Raw genomic sequence first — 16,728 nt, 5'->3', positions numbered from 1 at the left:
CGTCGCTTCGTGCAGTCGCTACAGTCCGTCCGGAGGGCGTGGCCGGCGAATTCCGCCAGCTGCCAGCCGTTCTTGCGGCCCACCGGTCCGAGCAGGCCGCGCACGTAGTCACGCATCCGCCGCCGCGGCTCGACGCGCGAGAACCGACCGCCCACGCGCAGGAAGAGCTCTTCAAGCTCCGCTACCCACCGACCCGTTTCAAGATCCTCGATCACGCTCGGACCCGGCCCGCCCCGGACAGCCGACCAGCACAAACCCACCCTTCGGATGAGAGATCGCCGAACCGTCCCCTGACGGAGCATCAGGCCCCTACACTCAGAATCAGGCTTCTGACCAGCAGGAATAGCGAAGCACTGCTGGAGTACTAGGACGCTCCATGGAACGAGAGCACGACCGAGATCTGCCGGTGAGCGCGGACGCCCGGGAAGCCCAATCCGAGGCCATACTGGAATGGGGCGTGCCCGCCCGCTTACCATCCCACCGGGGAGCCGAGCTCGTGTCGTCCCTTGTCGTCGAGGCCGCACCGCGCCCCGACCGGACGAGGAGGAACACCCGACGACCGCGTCGCGGACGCCAGAGGTTCGTGCGTGCAGGCGACGGCCCGGCCGGCAGGAGGAGGCCCCCTGCCCACCGAGGCCGGTGCCGAGCGGATCCCCACCCTGGCCCGGACAAGCACCGGAATGAACAACGGATCACCGCTGTTGCGCGAGCGGCAAAGGTCCGCACACGACGCTCGACACGAGGTGGCAATGCACACGGTCCTCACACCTGCTGACCGACTGGAAGAAGGCGGCGGTGCCGGAAAACCGCTCGGCGAAGTGCCCCTCCGACTGCGTGAGCCGGCGGGCGGTTGAGCATGGACCGCTCCCCCGGCCCCTACACGGTCCAGAGCCAGTACAGCGCCCCTCGCTCGCCGCTGTGGGACTTCCTGCGCACCGAGTCCGGGAGCGCGGCCATCCTGGCGGCCGCGGCGCTCTTCGCGATCGTGTGGGCCAATGTCGCCGCGCACACCTACACGGCGTTCTGGGAGATGCACCTTTATGTCGGGGTCGGCGTCCACGGTGTGTCGCTCTCCCTGCATGAGTGGGTCAACAGCGGGCTGATGACGTTGTTCTTCTTCATCGTCGGGCTGGAGGCGCGCCGCGAGTTCGACATGGGTGAGTTGCGGGACCGCCGCCGGCTCGTCCTGCCGCTCGCCGCCGGGGTCAGCGGCATGCTGGTGCCCGTCGCCGTCTACCTCGCCGTCAACGCGGGGCAGCCGTCGGTGCACGGCTGGGGGGCGGCCATGTCCACAGACACCGCCCTGGCCCTCGGCGTGCTGGCCGTCGTCGGCGGGCGCATGCCTGGTGGACTTCGGGTCTTCCTGCTCACGATCACCGTCGTCGACGACTTCGTCGCCCTCGGCGTCATCACGGTCGCCTACAGCGAACGGGTCGTCGTGCCGGCGTTGCTGGTCGCGCTGGGCGTACTTGGCGTCGTCCTGCTCATCCGGAGGCTCGGTGTGCGCAGGGGCGCCGTGTATGCGTTGCTGGCGCTCGTGACATGGGTCGCGCTGCTGGAGTCGCGAGTGGATCCGGTGGTCGTCGGTCTCGCCATGGGCCTGCTGACGTACGCCTACCCGGCGGCGCGCGCCGACCTGGAACACGCCACCGGTCTGTTCCGCCTGTTCCGTGAACAGCCGACGCCCGAGCTGGAGCGGTCGGTACGGGTCGGCATCGTGTCGGCGATATCCCCGAACGACCGGCTGCAGGGCCTGTTCCACCCATGGACGAGCTATGTCATCGTGCCGCTGTTCGCACTGGCCAATGCCGGCATCCCGCTCAGCGCCGGCGAGCTCTGGCGTGCGTTCACCTCGCCCGTCACTCTCGGCATCCTCGTCGCGTTCGTCGTCGGCAAGCCGCTGGGGATCGTCGGGGCGTCCGCGCTGACGTACGCGTCCAGCCGCGGCCGGATCCGTCCGCCGGTCGGCTGGGGCGCCGTGACGGCGGGCGGGGCCATCGCCGGTACGGGCTTCACGGTCTCCCTTCTCATCGCTACCCTCGCCTTCGATGGCGAACTGCTCCAGGATGCCAAGATTGGCATCCTGAGCGCGCTGGTCTGCTCCCTCCTGACCAGCCGGCTCGTCACCGGGCTCGTCACCGCGCTCCCGCGCGGGCTGCGGCAGCGGGCGCTACTGGGCGACGCGAAGACGATTGTCGATCTGGCGGTTCCGGTGGATCCCGACAAGGACCGCGTACGCGGACCGCGGCACGCGCCGGTGACGATCGTGGAGTACGGCGACTATGAGTGCCCGTACTGCGGGCTGGCCGAGCCGGTTGTCCGTGAGCTTCTCGGCGGTTTCGGCGACGTGCGGTACGTGTGGCGGCATCTGCCGCTCACGGACATCCATCTGCACGCGCAGTTGGCGGCACAGGGGGCGGAGTCGGCGGGTGCGCAGGGGCGCTACTGGGACATGCACGACCTTCTGCTGAGCCACCAGGGCGCGCTGCGCCTTGATCACCTGCGCGGGTACGCCGGGGACATCGGCCTGGACGTGGAGCACTTCGAGCGGGACCTGCGGCATCCCAGGGTCCTGGCGCGCATCGCCGAGGACGTGGAGTCGGCGGACCTCAGCCAGGTGGCGGGGACGCCGACCTTCTTCGTGAACGGGCGCAGGCATCACGGGGCCTACGACATCGCAAGCCTCTCGGCGGCGGTGCGGGCCGCCCGGGACAGGGCGGCGCTCGTCGCGCGGTGAGGTGTCCGCCAGCGCCGGGAATGCAGAGTCGGCGGAATGCCGTTGTATATCTCTCATGACATGCTCGGGGTCAATCGACTCGGGTGCACGTAAAAGGGGCACCTCATGGCACGCAGCACCACGCGGCCCATCGTCAAGCTGAGGTCGACAGGCTCGCCGTGATGTCGGCCTCCGGCGCTGTGGCCGCGGGTGCCAAAGCACAGCAGCAGTCACCGGTGCGTGCAGCTCAGGCCGCCGCCGGCTCGTCCGGGACGCTCTGGGCCACGCAGCTGTTCTGGGACGACAACGGCACGCCGTGGTCCCAGGCGGACTTCGCAGAGCTTCGGGACAAGGGCTCCGACACCGCCGAGATCAACCTGCCGTGGGACGTCATCGAGCCGGCCCGGGGCACCTTCGACTTCTCGGAGCTGGACCAGGAGCTGGCCAACGCCGCCGCGGCGGGCCTCCGCCTGGTGCCGATCTTCTCGTACTCAGGCTGGGGCGGCAGCCTCGCGTCCTGGGTGACCGGTCACGAGATGAGCCCAGCCGGGGAACAGAGCCCCACGCCGGCCTGGTGGGCCCCGAACGCGCGGCTGGCCTACCTGGACTACGTGACCACCACCGACAAGCACATGCTAGGCAGGACCGGTTACGGCGGCAGCATCCTGAACTACGGCACGCTCGATGCCCAGTTCGCCTACTCGGTCGGTCCCCACCAGTCGTGTTGCACCGGCTGGCCACCGGAGGCGCGTCCCAGACCAGCAGCACCCGCTCCCCGCGCCCGCCCGCACCGGCCCGGACGGTTCTTCTTCGGGCTCACGCGGCCACGGGGACACGGCCCGCCGGAGGACGGGCGGCGCCGGGCCGTGAGCCGTTCCCCGGCGGAGATCCACTCAGCGGCTGTCCTGCGGCCCCTGCAGGAGGCGAGCGGTCTTCCGGACCTTCTCGGACCACGGTGTGGGCGACAGCGTGGTGGGGTCGAGACGGACGGCGGTACGGCTGCCGTACGCGTAGGTCGTCTCGCCGTCCGCGGAGCACACTCGGTAGCCCGCGGTCGCCGACGTGGCGCCCATGCGTTCGATCCACAGGTGCACGGCGTACTCGCCGAACATCACGATGGGACGGTTGTAGGTGATAGTGAACGCCTTGACGACGTTGAAGCTGTCTCCCTCAGGGCCTTTCTCGCTGATCAAGCCGTGCTTCCGCCAGAAGGCGACCCATGCCCGCTCGACCAGCGCCTGGTAACGGGTGTTGTGCAGCATCCCCATCGGGTCCAGGTCGTCGAAGTGAACGCTCAGCGGTATCAGGACGCCCATGTTGGCGGTCGCCATGCTGACCGCCGGAACAGTCTCCGTCATCACTACCTCCTCGGCTATGTACAGGACATGATCCAGTACTTCAGCGGCCGGGCGTGTCCCGCCGACGGGTTCACACGTGTGATGCGCGACACTGGCAGCAGGTGCGGGTCCGACGGTGCCCGGTCGGGCAGCGACGCCCATCCCTGTGTCCGATAGAGCCGGGCAGCGCCCAAGGTGAGGCGACCCCGGTGGTGTGGACACTCTGACAATGGATCTTGCAGATCCGAGGAAGGGTGTTCTGGTGGGACGGAAGTCTCCGTATCCGGCGGGGTTCAGGAACGATGCCGTCGCGCTGTACCGTGCGGCGGGTGGGAAGCGCACGTATGCGGCGGTGGCGGCGGATGTTGGGGTGACCGGCGAGACGCTGCGCAGTTGGGTGCGCCAGGCCGATGAGCAGGCGGGCCGCGGCAACCGCGACGAGCCGGTCGCCGAGGGCAGGGATGAGGAACTGGCCCGGCTGCGGGCGGAGAACGGCCGGCTACGCAGGGCGGAGAAGGAGTGGGAACTCGAGCGGGAGATCCTGCGCCGGGCGGCCCAGTATTGCGCGAAGGAGATGAGGGCATGACCCTCCGCTGGGGCTTCATCTCCGACAACCGGGCCGACTTCGGCGTGCAGCGGATATGCCGGGTGCTTCAGGTCTCGCACTCGGGCTTCTACCGGTGGATCGCCGACGCGAAGGCCCGCGAGGTGCGGCAGGCCGCCGACGATGCCCTGGCCGCGGAAATCCGCGAGATCCACACCGGCCACAAGGGAACGTACGGAGTGCGGCGTGTCCATGCTGAGCTGCGGGGCTTCGGACACACGGTGAACCGCAAGCGCGTCGAGCGGCTCATGCGCAAGCACGCCCTGGAGGACCTCCATCTGCGGCGCCGTAAACGCACCACGGTCCCGGACCGCCTCGCACCGCCTGCCCCGGACCTCGTCCAACGTGACTTCTCCGCCAGGCAGCTGGACGAAGAAGTGGTGCGGTGACATCACGTATGTGCAGGTCGGCGGGTCGTGGCTGTATCTCGCCTGCGTCCTGAACATCTACTCACGCCGGGTGCTCGGCTACTCGATGGCCACCCATATGCGGGCCGAGCTGGTCATCGACGCCCTCAAGATGGCGGTGGCGGTCCGCGGCGGCCACGTGGACGGCGTGATCTTTCATGCGGACAGAGGCTCGCAGTACACCGCTGCCGCGTTCGCACAGGTCTGCGACGGTTTCGGGATCCGCAGGGAGCATGGGCCGGGTCGGCTCGAGTTACGACAACGCCCTCGCCGAGTCGTTCTGGCAGGGCTCAAGAGGGAGACGATGCACCAGAGGCTGTTCTCGACGATGCGTCAGGCGAGGCTGGAAATCTTCCAGTGGCTGACCTACTACAACGCCCGCAGACGCCACAGTGCCCTCAACTACCTCTCACCGGCGGAGTTCGAACAGCAGCATCTGCGAGCAGCTAAACTCTCAATCACGGCATGAGCCCCTGTGTCCACACTCCGGGGCACGCCTCACTGGGGCATCGGGCCTTCCCCCAAGGCCGGGTAGTTAGCGTGTTCGCAGGTCACGCAAGTGGGGCTGGAGACCACGGTGTTGCGGCGTAGAGGCCGGGGCCGAGTTTGTGGATGAGGCCGCTGGCGGCCCACCGATTCAGTTGTCTGTACATGGTCTCCAGAGTGACATCGCCGAAGTGGGCGGCGATGTCACGGGGCTGCCAAAGACGCGTGGGGTCTTCCTGGAGCAGGGCCAGGATGCGGTGTCGGCGCCGCGCGGCTGGGGCGGCGTGCCGGTCGTCCCGGGAGGCCGAGGGAAGTGCGGGTGAGTGATCCAGGGGTTCGAGGACAGTGACGTTGAGGTGGGTGACGGTGCGGTTGGTGTCGGGGCGGCCGTCTTCGCGTCGCTCGCTGTAGCGGGACATCGGTGACTTGACCTTGCGGGTGCTGACCCGTTGCCGGCGGGGCGGGAGCAGGCCGGTCAGGATCCGACGGCCGATCGTCCCGAGGAGAGTGTCCCGATCGGTGTCCGCGGTGACAATGCCGGAGGCCTGGATCACCTTTGTCGCTGCTTTCTTGGCGTGTCTCACATTCCTCAACTCCCGTTGATTGGACGTGGGGTTAGCAGTTGATGAGGGTCGTGTCGCGGACGTACCGTCCCGCCGCGTGTTGGTGCACTTCTTCTCTGCCGAGGGCTGGCAGTCCTGGGGACTCGATGGCGAGCCGTTGATCCCTGAGCGGATGCCGGTGCTGTTCGACGACGACTTCCTGTTCGAGGACGAGGGTGGTCCGCGGGCGACGCGGGCGGTGAACGCCTGGCTTCGTACGCTGCCGTCGAGCGGGGCGCCGTCGCCGAATTCGTGGCGGGCGTACGCGTTGGCGGCCCGGGACTGGCTTACGCATCTGCGCCGGCACAGTGTCGCGGTGTTCGGTACGCGGCAGGAGCTGGTGGCCGCGCTCGCTACGTACGCGGACCGCCGGTTGTCGGGGCCGTTGGACGAGCGGTTGGAGTTCTCGTCGTGGGAGTTGCAGGTCACGGCGTTGAGCCGGTTCTACGACTGGGCTGAGAGCGAGGGCCTGGCCGCGGCGGTGCCGTTCACAGTGGCCACGGGCAAGCGGATGGTGCAGGGCCGTCTGGTGGAGACCCGGCACAACCAGGCCCGGCTGCGGCGGCCGAAGCCGCACGTGAAGGTGCAGTATCTGGAGTCGGATTTCGCCGGTCTTTTCCGCTACGGCTTGGCCGGGCTGGGCCCGGATGGGCTGGAGGACGCGACGTTCCGCGGCCGGTTCCCGGGCCGGAACGCGGCGATGGGTGGTCTGGTGCTGGGCACCGGGATGCGGAGCCGGGAGTTCACTCACCTGCTGGTTCATGAGGTTCCGCCGCTGCCTGCTGAGCCGACCGAGGTGCCGATCCCGTGGGTGGTCCCGGAGCTGGCGGCCAAGGGGCGGAAGTTCCGCACGACGTGGATCGACTACGCCTCGCTGGCGGCGGTGCACTCCTACATCGCTCTGGACAGGGAGATGTCGCAAGGGTCGTGGCGGCCGAGGAGACCGCTGGTGGTGGAGGAGGCGGACTTCTACGGCGGCCGGGTCAACGGCCGGCGCACACGCTGGGCGGCACTTCGGCCGGAGGAGCGGCTGCGGCTGGTCGGCTCGGAGGGCGGGTCGCTGCTGCTGGCGCTGAGCTACGACGGGCGGCCGTTTGTGGACTGGGGCACGCTGTTTCGCCGCACGGCCCGCCGGATCCGTGTGCGCTTCGAGCCGCGGTTTCCCGACGTCGCGCCGCACCTGTGCCGGCACACCTTCGCTATGGCGACTCTGGAGAAGCTGGTGGAGGGCCACTACCGGCAGGCCGCCCAGCTCGCCGCGGCGACCGGAGATGCGTCCGGGCTCGCGCTCTACCTGCTGAAGGCCGATCCGCTGCTGATCCTGCGGGACCTGCTGGGGCACTCCAGCGTGGTCACCACGGAGGTTTACCTCAAGTGTCAATCCCCTCGGACTGTGGAGATCTTCTAAGCGGCCAGCTCCAAGGCGGAGTTGGCTCGGTGGTCGTGTTCGTAGTCGATCGGACTCCGGTAACCGCACACGCTGTGCAGTCGGTGCGTGTTGTAGAAGCCGGTGATCCAGGTCGCGATTCTCAGGCGGGCCTCGGTGCGGGTGGCGAAGGTGTGCCGGTGGACGTACTCGACCTTGAGTACGCTGTTGAACGCCTCGCTGACGGCGTTGTCGAAACACGAGCCGACCCGGCCCATGGACTGCGTCACGCCCAGACGCCGGCAGGCCCAGCGGAAGCGCCGGGACACATATTCGCTGCCCCTGTCGCTGTGGAAGATGACGCCCTTGACGTCGCCGCCACGGGTGGCCGCGGCCATGTTCAAGGACGCAACGACGAGTTCTGCGTCGTGACGTGCACCCATCGCGTAACCGAGCAGGCGGCGCGAGAACAGGTCGATGACGGTGGCCAGATACAGCTTGCCCTCACCGGTGGCGATCTCTGTCATGTCGCCGCACCACACCTGGTCTGGAGCGTCGGCGGTGAAGTCGCGGCGGACAAAGTCCGCGAACGCGGGCCGTTTCCCGGGGCGGGTCAGCCCGCCCCGTCGGCGGATCCTCCGTCCGGCCAGGCCGAGTTCGGCCATGAGACGCGCGACGGTGTTCACCGAGACGCGCCAGCCGGCGCGGATCAGGAGGAGCCAGACCTTCGGAGAACCGTAGGTGCCGCCGGAGTTCTCGAAGATCTGCCGGATCGCGTCGGCCAGCTGTCCTCGCCGCACTTCACGAGCGGTGGTGGGCTTGCCGCGCCACTTGTAGAACCAGGACTCCGACACTCCCAGAACCCGGCAGGCCAGGCGGTGCGGGACGTGGTGCTCGGTCCTCTGGTTACCGATGAACGCGGCCAGGGCGGCCGGGTCCGTTTCGGTCACTTCACCCAGAGGACCATGCATCGCTTGAGGACATCACGCTCCATCTCCAGCTCGCGGATCCGCTTGTTCTTCTCCGCCGCATCCCGCCGCAGCCGCTCCAGCTCGGCCCGCTCGGCTTCGCGCAGCCGCCCGCCCGGTGCGTGCTCGGCAGGCTGGTCGGACGACGCCGACCCGTTGCGCCGCCACCGCGACACCCAGCTGTGCAGCGTGCCGGAATGCACACCGAGCTCCTCGGCGACCTCCGGGATCGGCCTGCCCGTCTCGATCACAATGCGTACAGCACCCTCACGAAACTCAGGCGTGTACGTCCGTTGCTTGGACCCCATGAACCCCAACTTCCCCTGCAATCAAGGACTCCACGCTACGAGGGGAGGGACAGGTGGTGGATGAGGCTGAAGCCGGTGCCGGCGAGGCACCCGTCGATGAGTTCGGGATGACGCTGGATGCGACGCAGTCCGCGGCGTAAGACGCGTTCGAGATGCGCGTCGTCCGTGAAGGCGACGTTGGCCAACGGACCGCGTCGCAGCAGTGACCACACGCCTTCCACCGGGTTCAGATCCGGTGCATAGGAGGGAAGTTGCACGATGGTGAGCCAGTCGTGTTCGGCAGCGTACTGCCGCATTCCGGCGGCCCGGTGGGTGTTGAGATTGTCCCAGATCAAGACGATCGGGGCGCCGAGTTGCAGGTGAGCACGCACGACCAGGTCGCGGTAGTCGCTCCAGGCGAAGCTCTTGCGCCCTGAACCGGGATGCTTGCGGTGACGATAGGGCCGGAAGATCAGACGCGATGTCTCGCCGGGCTTATAGCAGCACAGGGCCGCGATCGAGAAGCGGCGCCAAGAGCGTCCTCGCACCCGCACCACCGGCGTGTGCCCCCGCCGGCTCCAGGTGCGGGCGAGGGACGGTGTCATCGAGAACCCTGCCTCGTCCTCGAACACCACGTACGCCCCGAGCGCCGCCGCAGTCATTCCACGTGCGGCCACACGTCCTTCTTCCACAACCCCACCGCGTCGTCGTCCCGCTCCACAGCCCGCCGGGCAGGCGACTGCCAGGACCAGCCGTGACGGTGCAGCAGCCGCCACACCGCCGCTGACGAGCAGTCCACCCCGAACTTCCACCAGATCAACGCCCGGATCCGTCCCAGCGTCCAGTGCTGGTCCTCCCAGCCATGCACGGCCGGCCCCCGCGCCAACTCCCGCTCCAGTTCGGCGAACCGCTCATCAGATACCTTCGGCACCTTCGCAGGCCCCGACGTCGCCAGAGCCTCCATACCGCCCGCCCGCCAGACGCGCCGCCACCGCTCCACCGACCGCGCACTGACCCGCAGATCCTTCGCGATCACCGCGTTCTTCTCGCCCCGCACGAACCGCTCACCAGCCTCGAAACGGACCCGCTCCCGAGCCTGCTGCCCCTCGGCGGTCAACCCGCCACCCTGCGCATACCGCATATCACCGGCCTACCGCAGGGATCACCACCCGTCACCCCCTCCGACAACACCTCGAAGAGGTCAGTAACGAGGTGGTCGCGGGCGGTGTGGAGCGTGATGCTGAAACAGCAGCGGTCCGGGTCGGTGCCGGGGAGGGACTCGGCGGCACCGACCACCACGGTGCGTAGGGCCTGGTAGAGCGTGAGCAAGGCCCACATCTCCTGCTCGATGCCGGCCGGGTCGCCCGAGCGGAGGTTGCTGCCGTTCATGATCGTGTGGCGGAGCGCGTAGTACGCGGATTCGTGTTCCCACCGCTGGTGATAGAGACCCACCAGCGCGGTGGCGGGGTAACGGCGGGCGTCGGTCAGGGTGGTAACCAGTCGGTAGGACCCGGTGAAGGACGTGCCGTCCGCGCAGGTCACGGCGATCTGTGCGTCAATGATCCGCACTTTCACGGTGCCGATCACCGACAGATAGGAGCCGTCAGCGAGGTGGGTGAGGACCGGCGTGCGCCGGTTGCTGCGGAGCCGGCCCAGGACCTGGGCGCCGGTGTCGGTGACCTGAGCGAGGAAGGCGTTGCTGTCGAATCCCTTGTCCCACAGCACCAGCATGTCCGGCCGCAACAGACGCAGGAGCCGGCTGGCGTAGCTGGTCTCGCCCTCGGCGGTGGGGCCGAACACCGCGCCGACCAGAGCCCGGGTGCCGGTCTCGACCAGCGTCATCAACTCCAGCGTCGGATAGCCATGATGCGAAGTCCTGCCCAGCCAGGCCCGGTTCCGCTCGGAATCGGGCACCCTCAGCGAACTGCAGCCGTCGAACGACACCGTCCGGTACGAACCGAAACGCACACCTGGCGTCGTCGGCCGGGCCAGCAACCCGGCCAGCACCTCGAACAACGCCCGCACCGGCGCGCTGCCGATCCGCCGGCGCAGGTCACGCAACGCCTTCGCCGACGGACAGACCACTGGCATCCCGGACAGACCCGCGGTCAGCTTGTCCCAGACGAGGCGATAGCCGACCTCAGGGAACAGGCACATCGCCAGCAAGAAGTAGACCCCGACCCGCGACGGAAGATCACGCAGCCGCTGCTGCACCGTCCTCGTCTCCGCAAGGACCGCATCCACCAGCTCAAACGGCACGACCGCCGTCAGTTCCCCCAGATGCCCTGGAGCGAACCGGCCCCCGGCCACGGTGACCGTTCGGGTGATGGCCGTCAGCGGAGACGGCAGGACACAATGACGGGGCAACGGAGCTCCTTCGGGACAAGCTGTCTTGGTCGACTGCCTATACCAACGAGCTCCGTTGCTCTGCGTCGGAAGTCCTTCAACTGGCTTGCGTGACCTGCGAAAACGCTAACTACCCGGCCTTGGGGGAGGCCCCATCCACCCGGGACGCGCGGTCACCTCGTGGTGGCTGGTACGTGTCAGCGGGTGGTGACGTGGGAGGCCTGTTCGATCAGGCGGGTGACCGCGGTCGGCCGTGAGACGGCGACGGCGTGGGAGGCATTGACCTCGACGGTGTGGGCGTGGGCGCGCTGGGCCATGAAGCGCTGAGAGGCCGGCGGGATGTTTTTGTCCTGAGTGGTGATCAGGTCCCAGGAGGGGATGGTCTTCCAGGCGGCCTCGGTGGCCTTCTCATCGAGGGCGGAGGCGGTGACGGGCCGCTGGGTGGCGGCCATCAGGTCGGTGACCGACGTGGGGACGTCGGCGGCGAACTGGTCGTGGAACTTGTCGGCCTTGATGTAGAGGTCGGTGCCGGTGCCACCGCCGGACAGGGGGAAGGACACCGAGTTCAGAGTCGCGCCGAGGGTGCTGCCGGGGAACTTGTTGGACAGCTCCAGCGCGGATTCGCCCACCTGGGGGGCAAAGGCGGCGATGTAGACCAGTGCCTTGACCTCCGGGTCACCGGCAGCGGCCTGGGTGATCACGGCGCCGCCGTAAGAGTGGCCCACCAGTACGACCGGCCCGTGGACGCTCTTGAGGAAACTGCCCAGGTAGTCGGCGTCACTCGCCAGGCCTCGCAGCGGGTTGGCCGGAGCGACCACCGGATAGCCGTCGTGCTGCAGGCGCTCGATGACGCCGTTCCAGCTCGAGGAGTCCGCGAAGGCACCGTGGACCAGAACGATGGTGGGCTTCTTCGACGCAGGATGGTGCTCGGCCTGGGCCGCGCCTGCCGGAGTCGTCACCGCCAGTGTGAGGGCGGCCACGCCCGCGGCGGAGCCCAGCACGGCGGCGGACGTGTGAATGGGGCGAAAGACGGTCTTGAGGTTCATCGGGCTCTCCTTCGAGGCGCATCGCGGTCACCAGTCACGCCGGTGCCCGCGGCCACCCGTTCCGGGGCGACACCGACCGAGACTGGCACGAGAGAGAGGGAGAGCCATCCGTCGTTCGACTGTGGCCGGACGACGCGGGCGGGGACGGTCGACTGCAATAGGGGAGCCGCTGCCCTGGTCTCGGACTTTCATGAAGCGAACTGTCCGGAAGGCGGTCAGGAAAGCAGAGGGTTATTCGGACAAGCAATGCTGGTGGTATTGGATGTTTTTCTCAGCGGCAGCCCTGACCGGCACAGCGGGCTCGCAGGGCGAGCCTGCCTGGGGCAAGCTGGAAGCGTGAGCAGCGCGCCGATCGTCGTACACCCGCCCTCCCGCACTGCAGGCCGGAGGGTCTCCGTCCACTCCCAGGGCCGGGACGAGATCCTCGGCACCGCCTACAGCGATCACGATCTGGTGGTGTTCCTCGATGGCGCGGGCATCCAGGATCCCGACAGCATGCTGAACGACTAGCGGTGGATTGAGTGGCTCAGCGGCCGCGCGCATCAGTGGAGTGGCGCCTGAGCTGCTCCCCATTTGCTTGGGCGGCTGCGTGCGGGGCGTGGTCGGCCTTGGTGGGCGCACACGACCATGAGCCCGACGAGTCCGACCACAGCAGGTGAGCGTCCTGCTGGCCCGCCGGCCGTGCGGGAGGAGCCGAGATGCGATCGGGTGGCGCTCGCTTGGTCGAATAGCTGTGGACAGACGGCAGCGGCGGCTATCTGGGGCTGCCGAACCGTTCGACGTCGCCGGGGGAGGGGCCGGGGCGGGGCGGTGCCTGCGTGCGGAGTGTCACCACCGGCCGAAGGCGCCCCGGGCGACGTAGACACCGACTTCCACCCCTGGCTCGGCCCTAACAGCTGACGCCGATCTCTTCCGGCTGGCCCCGCCGGCGGATTCTCCGTCAACCCCAGCACGTTGAGTTCAGCGCGGTGATGCAAGCGTGTCGAGCTTCGCGCGCACAGCGACCGCCTACCGGCTGCGGACAGCGAGCGCTGCGATACCGACCAGCACTGGTTCGGGCAGACGAGATGCCATCTGGACATCGGTGCCGGCTGTCGTGAGATCTTGCCCGGAGGAACGGAAGGTCAAAGAGTTGATTCACTATGCGAAGCGGCTTCTCGAACCGATCTGCCGACAACCGGTCCTCGTAGGGGCCGTCAGGGTCGGAGGCGGGCTGACCGGCGTGTCATGAAACGCGCCAGGACTCCAGACGCTGCGCGACGCCGCGCAGATCGGCTTCCTGCGCGCGGACTGCCTGGGCAAGATCGAACAGGTCATCGTCCTTGACCTGGAGGGGGCCGCCGGACATGTTCATGTACTGACTGGTACAAGCCCAGCCGATGACCAGGTTGTAATCGCCGAAGGGGCGAAGCAGCAGTGCGGTGTGCAGGAAGGTCGCGGCTCTGGCGGCGGTCTCCTCGTAGTACAAGGCGCCCCGCTCCCGTTCGAACTTGTGCCGGTCGGCCATGAAGGCGAGGGCTCCCCAGTCCGCGATCGGTACGTTCAGAGGGGCGATCGCCGACTGGAGCTGCAGAACCCAGCCGACGTCGACGCGGATGACCGGGCTCACCGCTGTCCTGCGGGGAAGCGGGCCCCGACTCCGGGCAGCACCCGGGCCGCTTCCGCGACCGCCCCCTCCACAAAGGCGATCCGGTCGGCCTCCTCCACGATGACATCGTGCGCGTGCTGCTTCAGGCTCCGGCCGGCCAGGGTGGCCCTCTCGCGCAGTCGCGTCATCTCTGCTTCGGTGAATTCAACATTGAGTGCAGGCATAGCGAAACGGTACCGCGTGCGGTACCACCAACGGTACTGGAGGTGACGAGGCTGCGTCCGCGGGGCCCATCCCAAGAGGGCCGCCGGCCTCCGGGCCCGGCATGACTGTGTCCCCCTGTCGAAGGGATGATGAAGGGATTACCTGGGGGGGGTGGTGTCAGTTCACCGTCGTCCCTGTCGCAGCAGGGCGATGAAGCTGGGGGCAGCCTGATCCGGGGGAAGGCCCGAAAGAGGCTCAGTATGGACATGCATCATTCATTGCTGAAGGCGACGATCCGGGCACGACGCTATCAGCTCACCTGAGCCAGAATTCCCTCGAAGATCAATCGACGCAGCAGAGTCCCGGCGTTCTTGCCTGTGACGGTGCGCAGTTCCTCCGGGCGTACCGACCCCGCACTCGGCATCCGCTGCACCTTAGAGCGGTTCATGGATGGTAGGGGCCCGGAGTACATCAACGGCTTTGATCGTGGCATTCGCCAGGATTTCCCCGTGCCACCGGACGCCCTGGGGTCTGTGGGGCGTACGCACACGCCCCACAGACCCGGACTATTTCACCGACCCCGCCATCACGCCCTGCACGAAGTGCCGCTGGAAGGCGAAGAACACCGCCACGGGGACCACCAGCGACAGGAACGCGCCCGGTGCCAGTACGTCGATGTTGCTGCCGAACTGACGAATCTGTGACTGGAGTTCGACGGTCAGCGGCTGCGAGGAGCTGTCCGCGAACAGCAGGGCCACCAGCATGTCGTTCCAGACCCACAGGAACTGGAAGATGGCGAGGCTGGCGATCGCCGGCCGCCCCACCGGCAGCACCAGCCGGGTGAAGATCCGCCACTCGCTGCCGCCGTCCATCCGGGCGGCCTCCAGCATCTCCTTGGGCATCTCGGCGAAGTAGTTCCGCAGCAGGAACACCGCGAACGGCAGTCCGTAGGCCACATGGAACAGCACCACGCCGGGAATCGTGCCGAACAGCCCCAGTTCACCGAAGAGTTTGGCGACCGGCAGCAGACCGATCTGCACGGGGACCACCAGCAGCGCGACCACGACAAGGAACACGGGTTCGCGACCGGGGAAGTCGAGCCAGGCGAAGGCGTAGCCGGCCAGTGCGGCCACGACGACGACGAGCGTGGTCGCCGGTACTGAGATCAGTACGGTGTTCCAGAATGCCTGGATCATGCCCGAGTTCTTTAGCAGGGCCGAGTAGTTGTCGAAGGACAGCTGCCCGGGGCTGGCGAGCGCCGTCCACCAGCCGCTGCTCGCCGAGTCCTGCGGGGACCGCAGCGAGGACAGCAGCAGCCCTGCAAGGGGGGTGAGCCAGACCAGCCCGATCACCACGAGGAAGGCCTGCACCACGGCGTTGCCCAGGCCGCGCCTGATCGCGTTCATCGCTGACTCCTCCGGAAGCGCCGGACATTGAAGGCCATGGCCGGGATGACCAGGACCAGGAGCAGTACGCCGAGCGCGCTGCCGAGCCCCTGGTTGTTGCCGCCGCCGAAGGACACCAGCCACATCTGGGTGGCGAGGACGGTCGCGTCCTCCTGTACCGGCCCGGGCGCGATGATGTAGACGAGGTCGAAGACCTTCATCACGTTGATGACGAGGGTCACGAACACCACGGTGAGCACCGGCGCCAGCAGCGGAACGGTGATGCGCCGGAAGATCTGCCACTCGTTCGCGCCGTCCATCCGGGCGGCCTCCAGTGCGTCCCGGGGCAGGGCCGCCAGGCCGGCTCCGATCAGCACCATCGCGAACCCGGTCCAGATCCACAGGTAGGCCCCGATGATGGCGGGCGTGACGAGGGCGGGTCCGAGCCAGGAGACGCCCTGGTAGGGCTGCGCGAAATTCGAGGCGGGCAGTTCGACCCCGTAGGAGCCGGCCGCCAGTCCCGTGAAGCGGAAGGAGCCGTCGGCCGCGGTGGTGGCGCTCGCGGCCGGCTTGCCGTCGGCGCGCACCGCCTCGACCTTCATCCGCGGCAGCCCGCTCTCCGTACGGTCGACCACGCCCGGACTGCCGCCGCCGCCCGGGGTGAAGTCCAGGTAGACCACCCCGCGCAGTTCACCGGCTGCGGCCCGGCGTTGTGCCGCCGGGTAGGCGGCCCGTGCACCGCCCGGCAGGTCCTTCGGTGCGACGCCGACCAGCCCGAGCGTCACCGTGTTGCCCAGCCCGAGGTTCACGGCCGTGCGGTACGAGCCGTCCTTCCCGGCCGTGAGGTCCTGGCCGGTGCGGGCCCGGGCGGTGGGATAGTCGGCGGTGCCCTTGAACGCGTTGTGCACGGTGACCACGGCCGCGTTGAGTACGCCCTTGTGCGGATCCTCGTCGTAGGCGAGCCGGAAGATGATGCCTGCGGCCAGGAAGGACACCGCCATCGGCAGGAACAGCAGCAGCTTGAAGGCGGTCGCCCAGCGCACCTTCTCCACCAGCACGGCGAGGATCAGGCCGAGCCCGGTGAGCAGGGTGGGGGCCACCAACACCCAGATCACGGTGTTCCGGATGGCCTTGAGGGTCGCCGGGTCGCGGAACATCTCGGTGTAGTTGCCGCCGCCCACGAACCGGGTACCCGACGCGTCGAAAAAGCTGCGTCCGATCGAGAACAGCACCGGGTAGACGACCAGCGCGCCCAGCAGAAGCAGCGCCGGGAAGACGAAGAGCAGGGCGATGATCCGGCCGCGGCGGCGGGTCCGCCGGGCCCTTGCGGCCTGCCCGGACAGAAGGGGCGGGCTGGTGCTTTTCACCAGAGTCGCGGTCACGGCC

General features: G+C 68.2%; 14 protein-coding genes and 3 pseudogenes. 4 read left to right on the top strand and 13 right to left on the bottom strand.

Annotated features, from left to right (window positions below):
- Positions 1-41 precede the first annotated feature (41 nt).
- Positions 42-161 (bottom strand): annotated as a pseudogene (locus tag OG199_RS45200) (IS701 family transposase); the annotation flags it as partial.
- Positions 162-856: 695 nt separating this feature from the next.
- On the opposite strand from OG199_RS45200, the gene OG199_RS45195 reads away from it, so the two are divergent.
- Positions 857-2,737 (top strand): Na+/H+ antiporter NhaA, encoded by a 1,881-nt coding sequence (locus OG199_RS45195; RefSeq protein ID WP_331728410.1) that lies wholly within the window; start codon positions 857-859, stop codon positions 2,735-2,737.
- Between the two features lie 872 nt (positions 2,738-3,609).
- On the opposite strand, the gene OG199_RS45190 is transcribed toward OG199_RS45195, so the two are convergent.
- A complete protein-coding gene (locus tag OG199_RS45190; RefSeq protein WP_266704103.1) occupies positions 3,610-4,074 on the bottom strand; it encodes a thioesterase family protein in 465 nt (154 codons plus the stop codon).
- Positions 4,075-4,315: 241 nt separating this feature from the next.
- Here OG199_RS45190 and OG199_RS45185 point away from each other — a divergent pair.
- A pseudogene (locus OG199_RS45185) lies at positions 4,316-5,533 on the top strand (IS3 family transposase).
- An 82-nt stretch (positions 5,534-5,615) separates the two neighbouring features.
- Here the strand turns inward: OG199_RS45185 and OG199_RS45180 are convergent.
- On the bottom strand, positions 5,616-6,104 hold the full coding sequence (locus OG199_RS45180) for a hypothetical protein (RefSeq protein WP_331728404.1): 489 nt from the start codon (positions 6,102-6,104) through the stop codon (positions 5,616-5,618).
- Positions 6,105-6,210: 106 nt separating this feature from the next.
- Between OG199_RS45180 and OG199_RS45175 the strand changes: the two genes are divergently transcribed.
- Positions 6,211-7,560 carry a site-specific integrase gene (locus tag OG199_RS45175; protein WP_331728402.1) on the top strand — a complete coding sequence of 450 codons (1,350 nt, stop codon included), beginning with the start codon at positions 6,211-6,213 and terminating at the stop codon, positions 7,558-7,560.
- On the opposite strand, the gene OG199_RS45170 is transcribed toward OG199_RS45175, so the two are convergent.
- From OG199_RS45170 to OG199_RS45145, 6 genes and pseudogenes are all read right to left on the bottom strand, one after another.
- Positions 7,557-8,468, bottom strand: coding sequence for an IS3 family transposase (locus OG199_RS45170; RefSeq protein ID WP_405835001.1), 912 nt, complete (start codon positions 8,466-8,468; stop codon positions 7,557-7,559). The two genes, OG199_RS45175 and OG199_RS45170, sit on opposite strands and share 4 nt — an antisense overlap.
- A complete protein-coding gene (locus tag OG199_RS45165; RefSeq protein ID WP_331728398.1) occupies positions 8,465-8,794 on the bottom strand; it encodes a transposase in 330 nt (109 codons plus the stop codon). Before OG199_RS45165 ends, OG199_RS45170 begins: the two co-directional genes overlap by 4 nt.
- A gap of 35 nt (positions 8,795-8,829) precedes the next feature.
- Entirely contained in the window at positions 8,830-9,435 is a 606-nt protein-coding gene (locus OG199_RS45160; protein ID WP_331728603.1) for an IS630 family transposase, read from the bottom strand.
- A complete protein-coding gene (locus tag OG199_RS45155) occupies positions 9,432-9,914 on the bottom strand; it encodes a winged helix-turn-helix domain-containing protein (protein WP_326647320.1) in 483 nt (160 codons plus the stop codon). The genes OG199_RS45160 and OG199_RS45155 overlap by 4 nt, the downstream gene beginning before the upstream one ends.
- A gap of 62 nt (positions 9,915-9,976) precedes the next feature.
- Positions 9,977-11,122: pseudogene (locus OG199_RS45150) on the bottom strand (IS4 family transposase); the annotation flags it as partial.
- A gap of 194 nt (positions 11,123-11,316) precedes the next feature.
- Positions 11,317-12,165: an alpha/beta hydrolase gene (locus OG199_RS45145; protein ID WP_331728391.1), complete on the bottom strand. Its 849-nt coding sequence runs from the start codon at positions 12,163-12,165 to the stop codon at positions 11,317-11,319.
- 336 nt (positions 12,166-12,501) lie between these two features.
- On the opposite strand from OG199_RS45145, the gene OG199_RS45140 reads away from it, so the two are divergent.
- Entirely contained in the window at positions 12,502-12,675 is a 174-nt protein-coding gene (locus OG199_RS45140; RefSeq protein WP_405834998.1) for a hypothetical protein, read from the top strand.
- A gap of 715 nt (positions 12,676-13,390) precedes the next feature.
- On the opposite strand, the gene OG199_RS45135 is transcribed toward OG199_RS45140, so the two are convergent.
- From OG199_RS45135 to OG199_RS45120, 4 genes are all read right to left on the bottom strand, one after another.
- Complete coding sequence (locus OG199_RS45135) at positions 13,391-13,774, bottom strand: hypothetical protein (protein WP_331728386.1); 384 nt, start codon at positions 13,772-13,774, stop codon at positions 13,391-13,393.
- Positions 13,771-13,977 carry a hypothetical protein gene (locus OG199_RS45130; RefSeq protein ID WP_266944314.1) on the bottom strand — a complete coding sequence of 69 codons (207 nt, stop codon included), beginning with the start codon at positions 13,975-13,977 and terminating at the stop codon, positions 13,771-13,773. The genes OG199_RS45135 and OG199_RS45130 overlap by 4 nt, the downstream gene beginning before the upstream one ends.
- Positions 13,978-14,523: 546 nt before the next feature.
- Complete coding sequence (locus tag OG199_RS45125) at positions 14,524-15,363, bottom strand: carbohydrate ABC transporter permease (RefSeq protein WP_331728378.1); 840 nt, start codon at positions 15,361-15,363, stop codon at positions 14,524-14,526.
- A complete protein-coding gene (locus OG199_RS45120; RefSeq protein ID WP_331728376.1) occupies positions 15,360-16,724 on the bottom strand; it encodes an ABC transporter permease subunit in 1,365 nt (454 codons plus the stop codon). Before OG199_RS45120 ends, OG199_RS45125 begins: the two co-directional genes overlap by 4 nt.
- Positions 16,725-16,728 lie beyond the last annotated feature (4 nt).

It is taken from the genome of Streptomyces sp. NBC_01176 (genome assembly GCF_045039825.1).
Lineage (GTDB): Bacteria > Actinomycetota > Actinomycetes > Streptomycetales > Streptomycetaceae > Streptomyces.
Note: the sequence above shows the minus strand (reverse complement) of the source record. Positions and strands in the feature narration are given on the sequence as shown.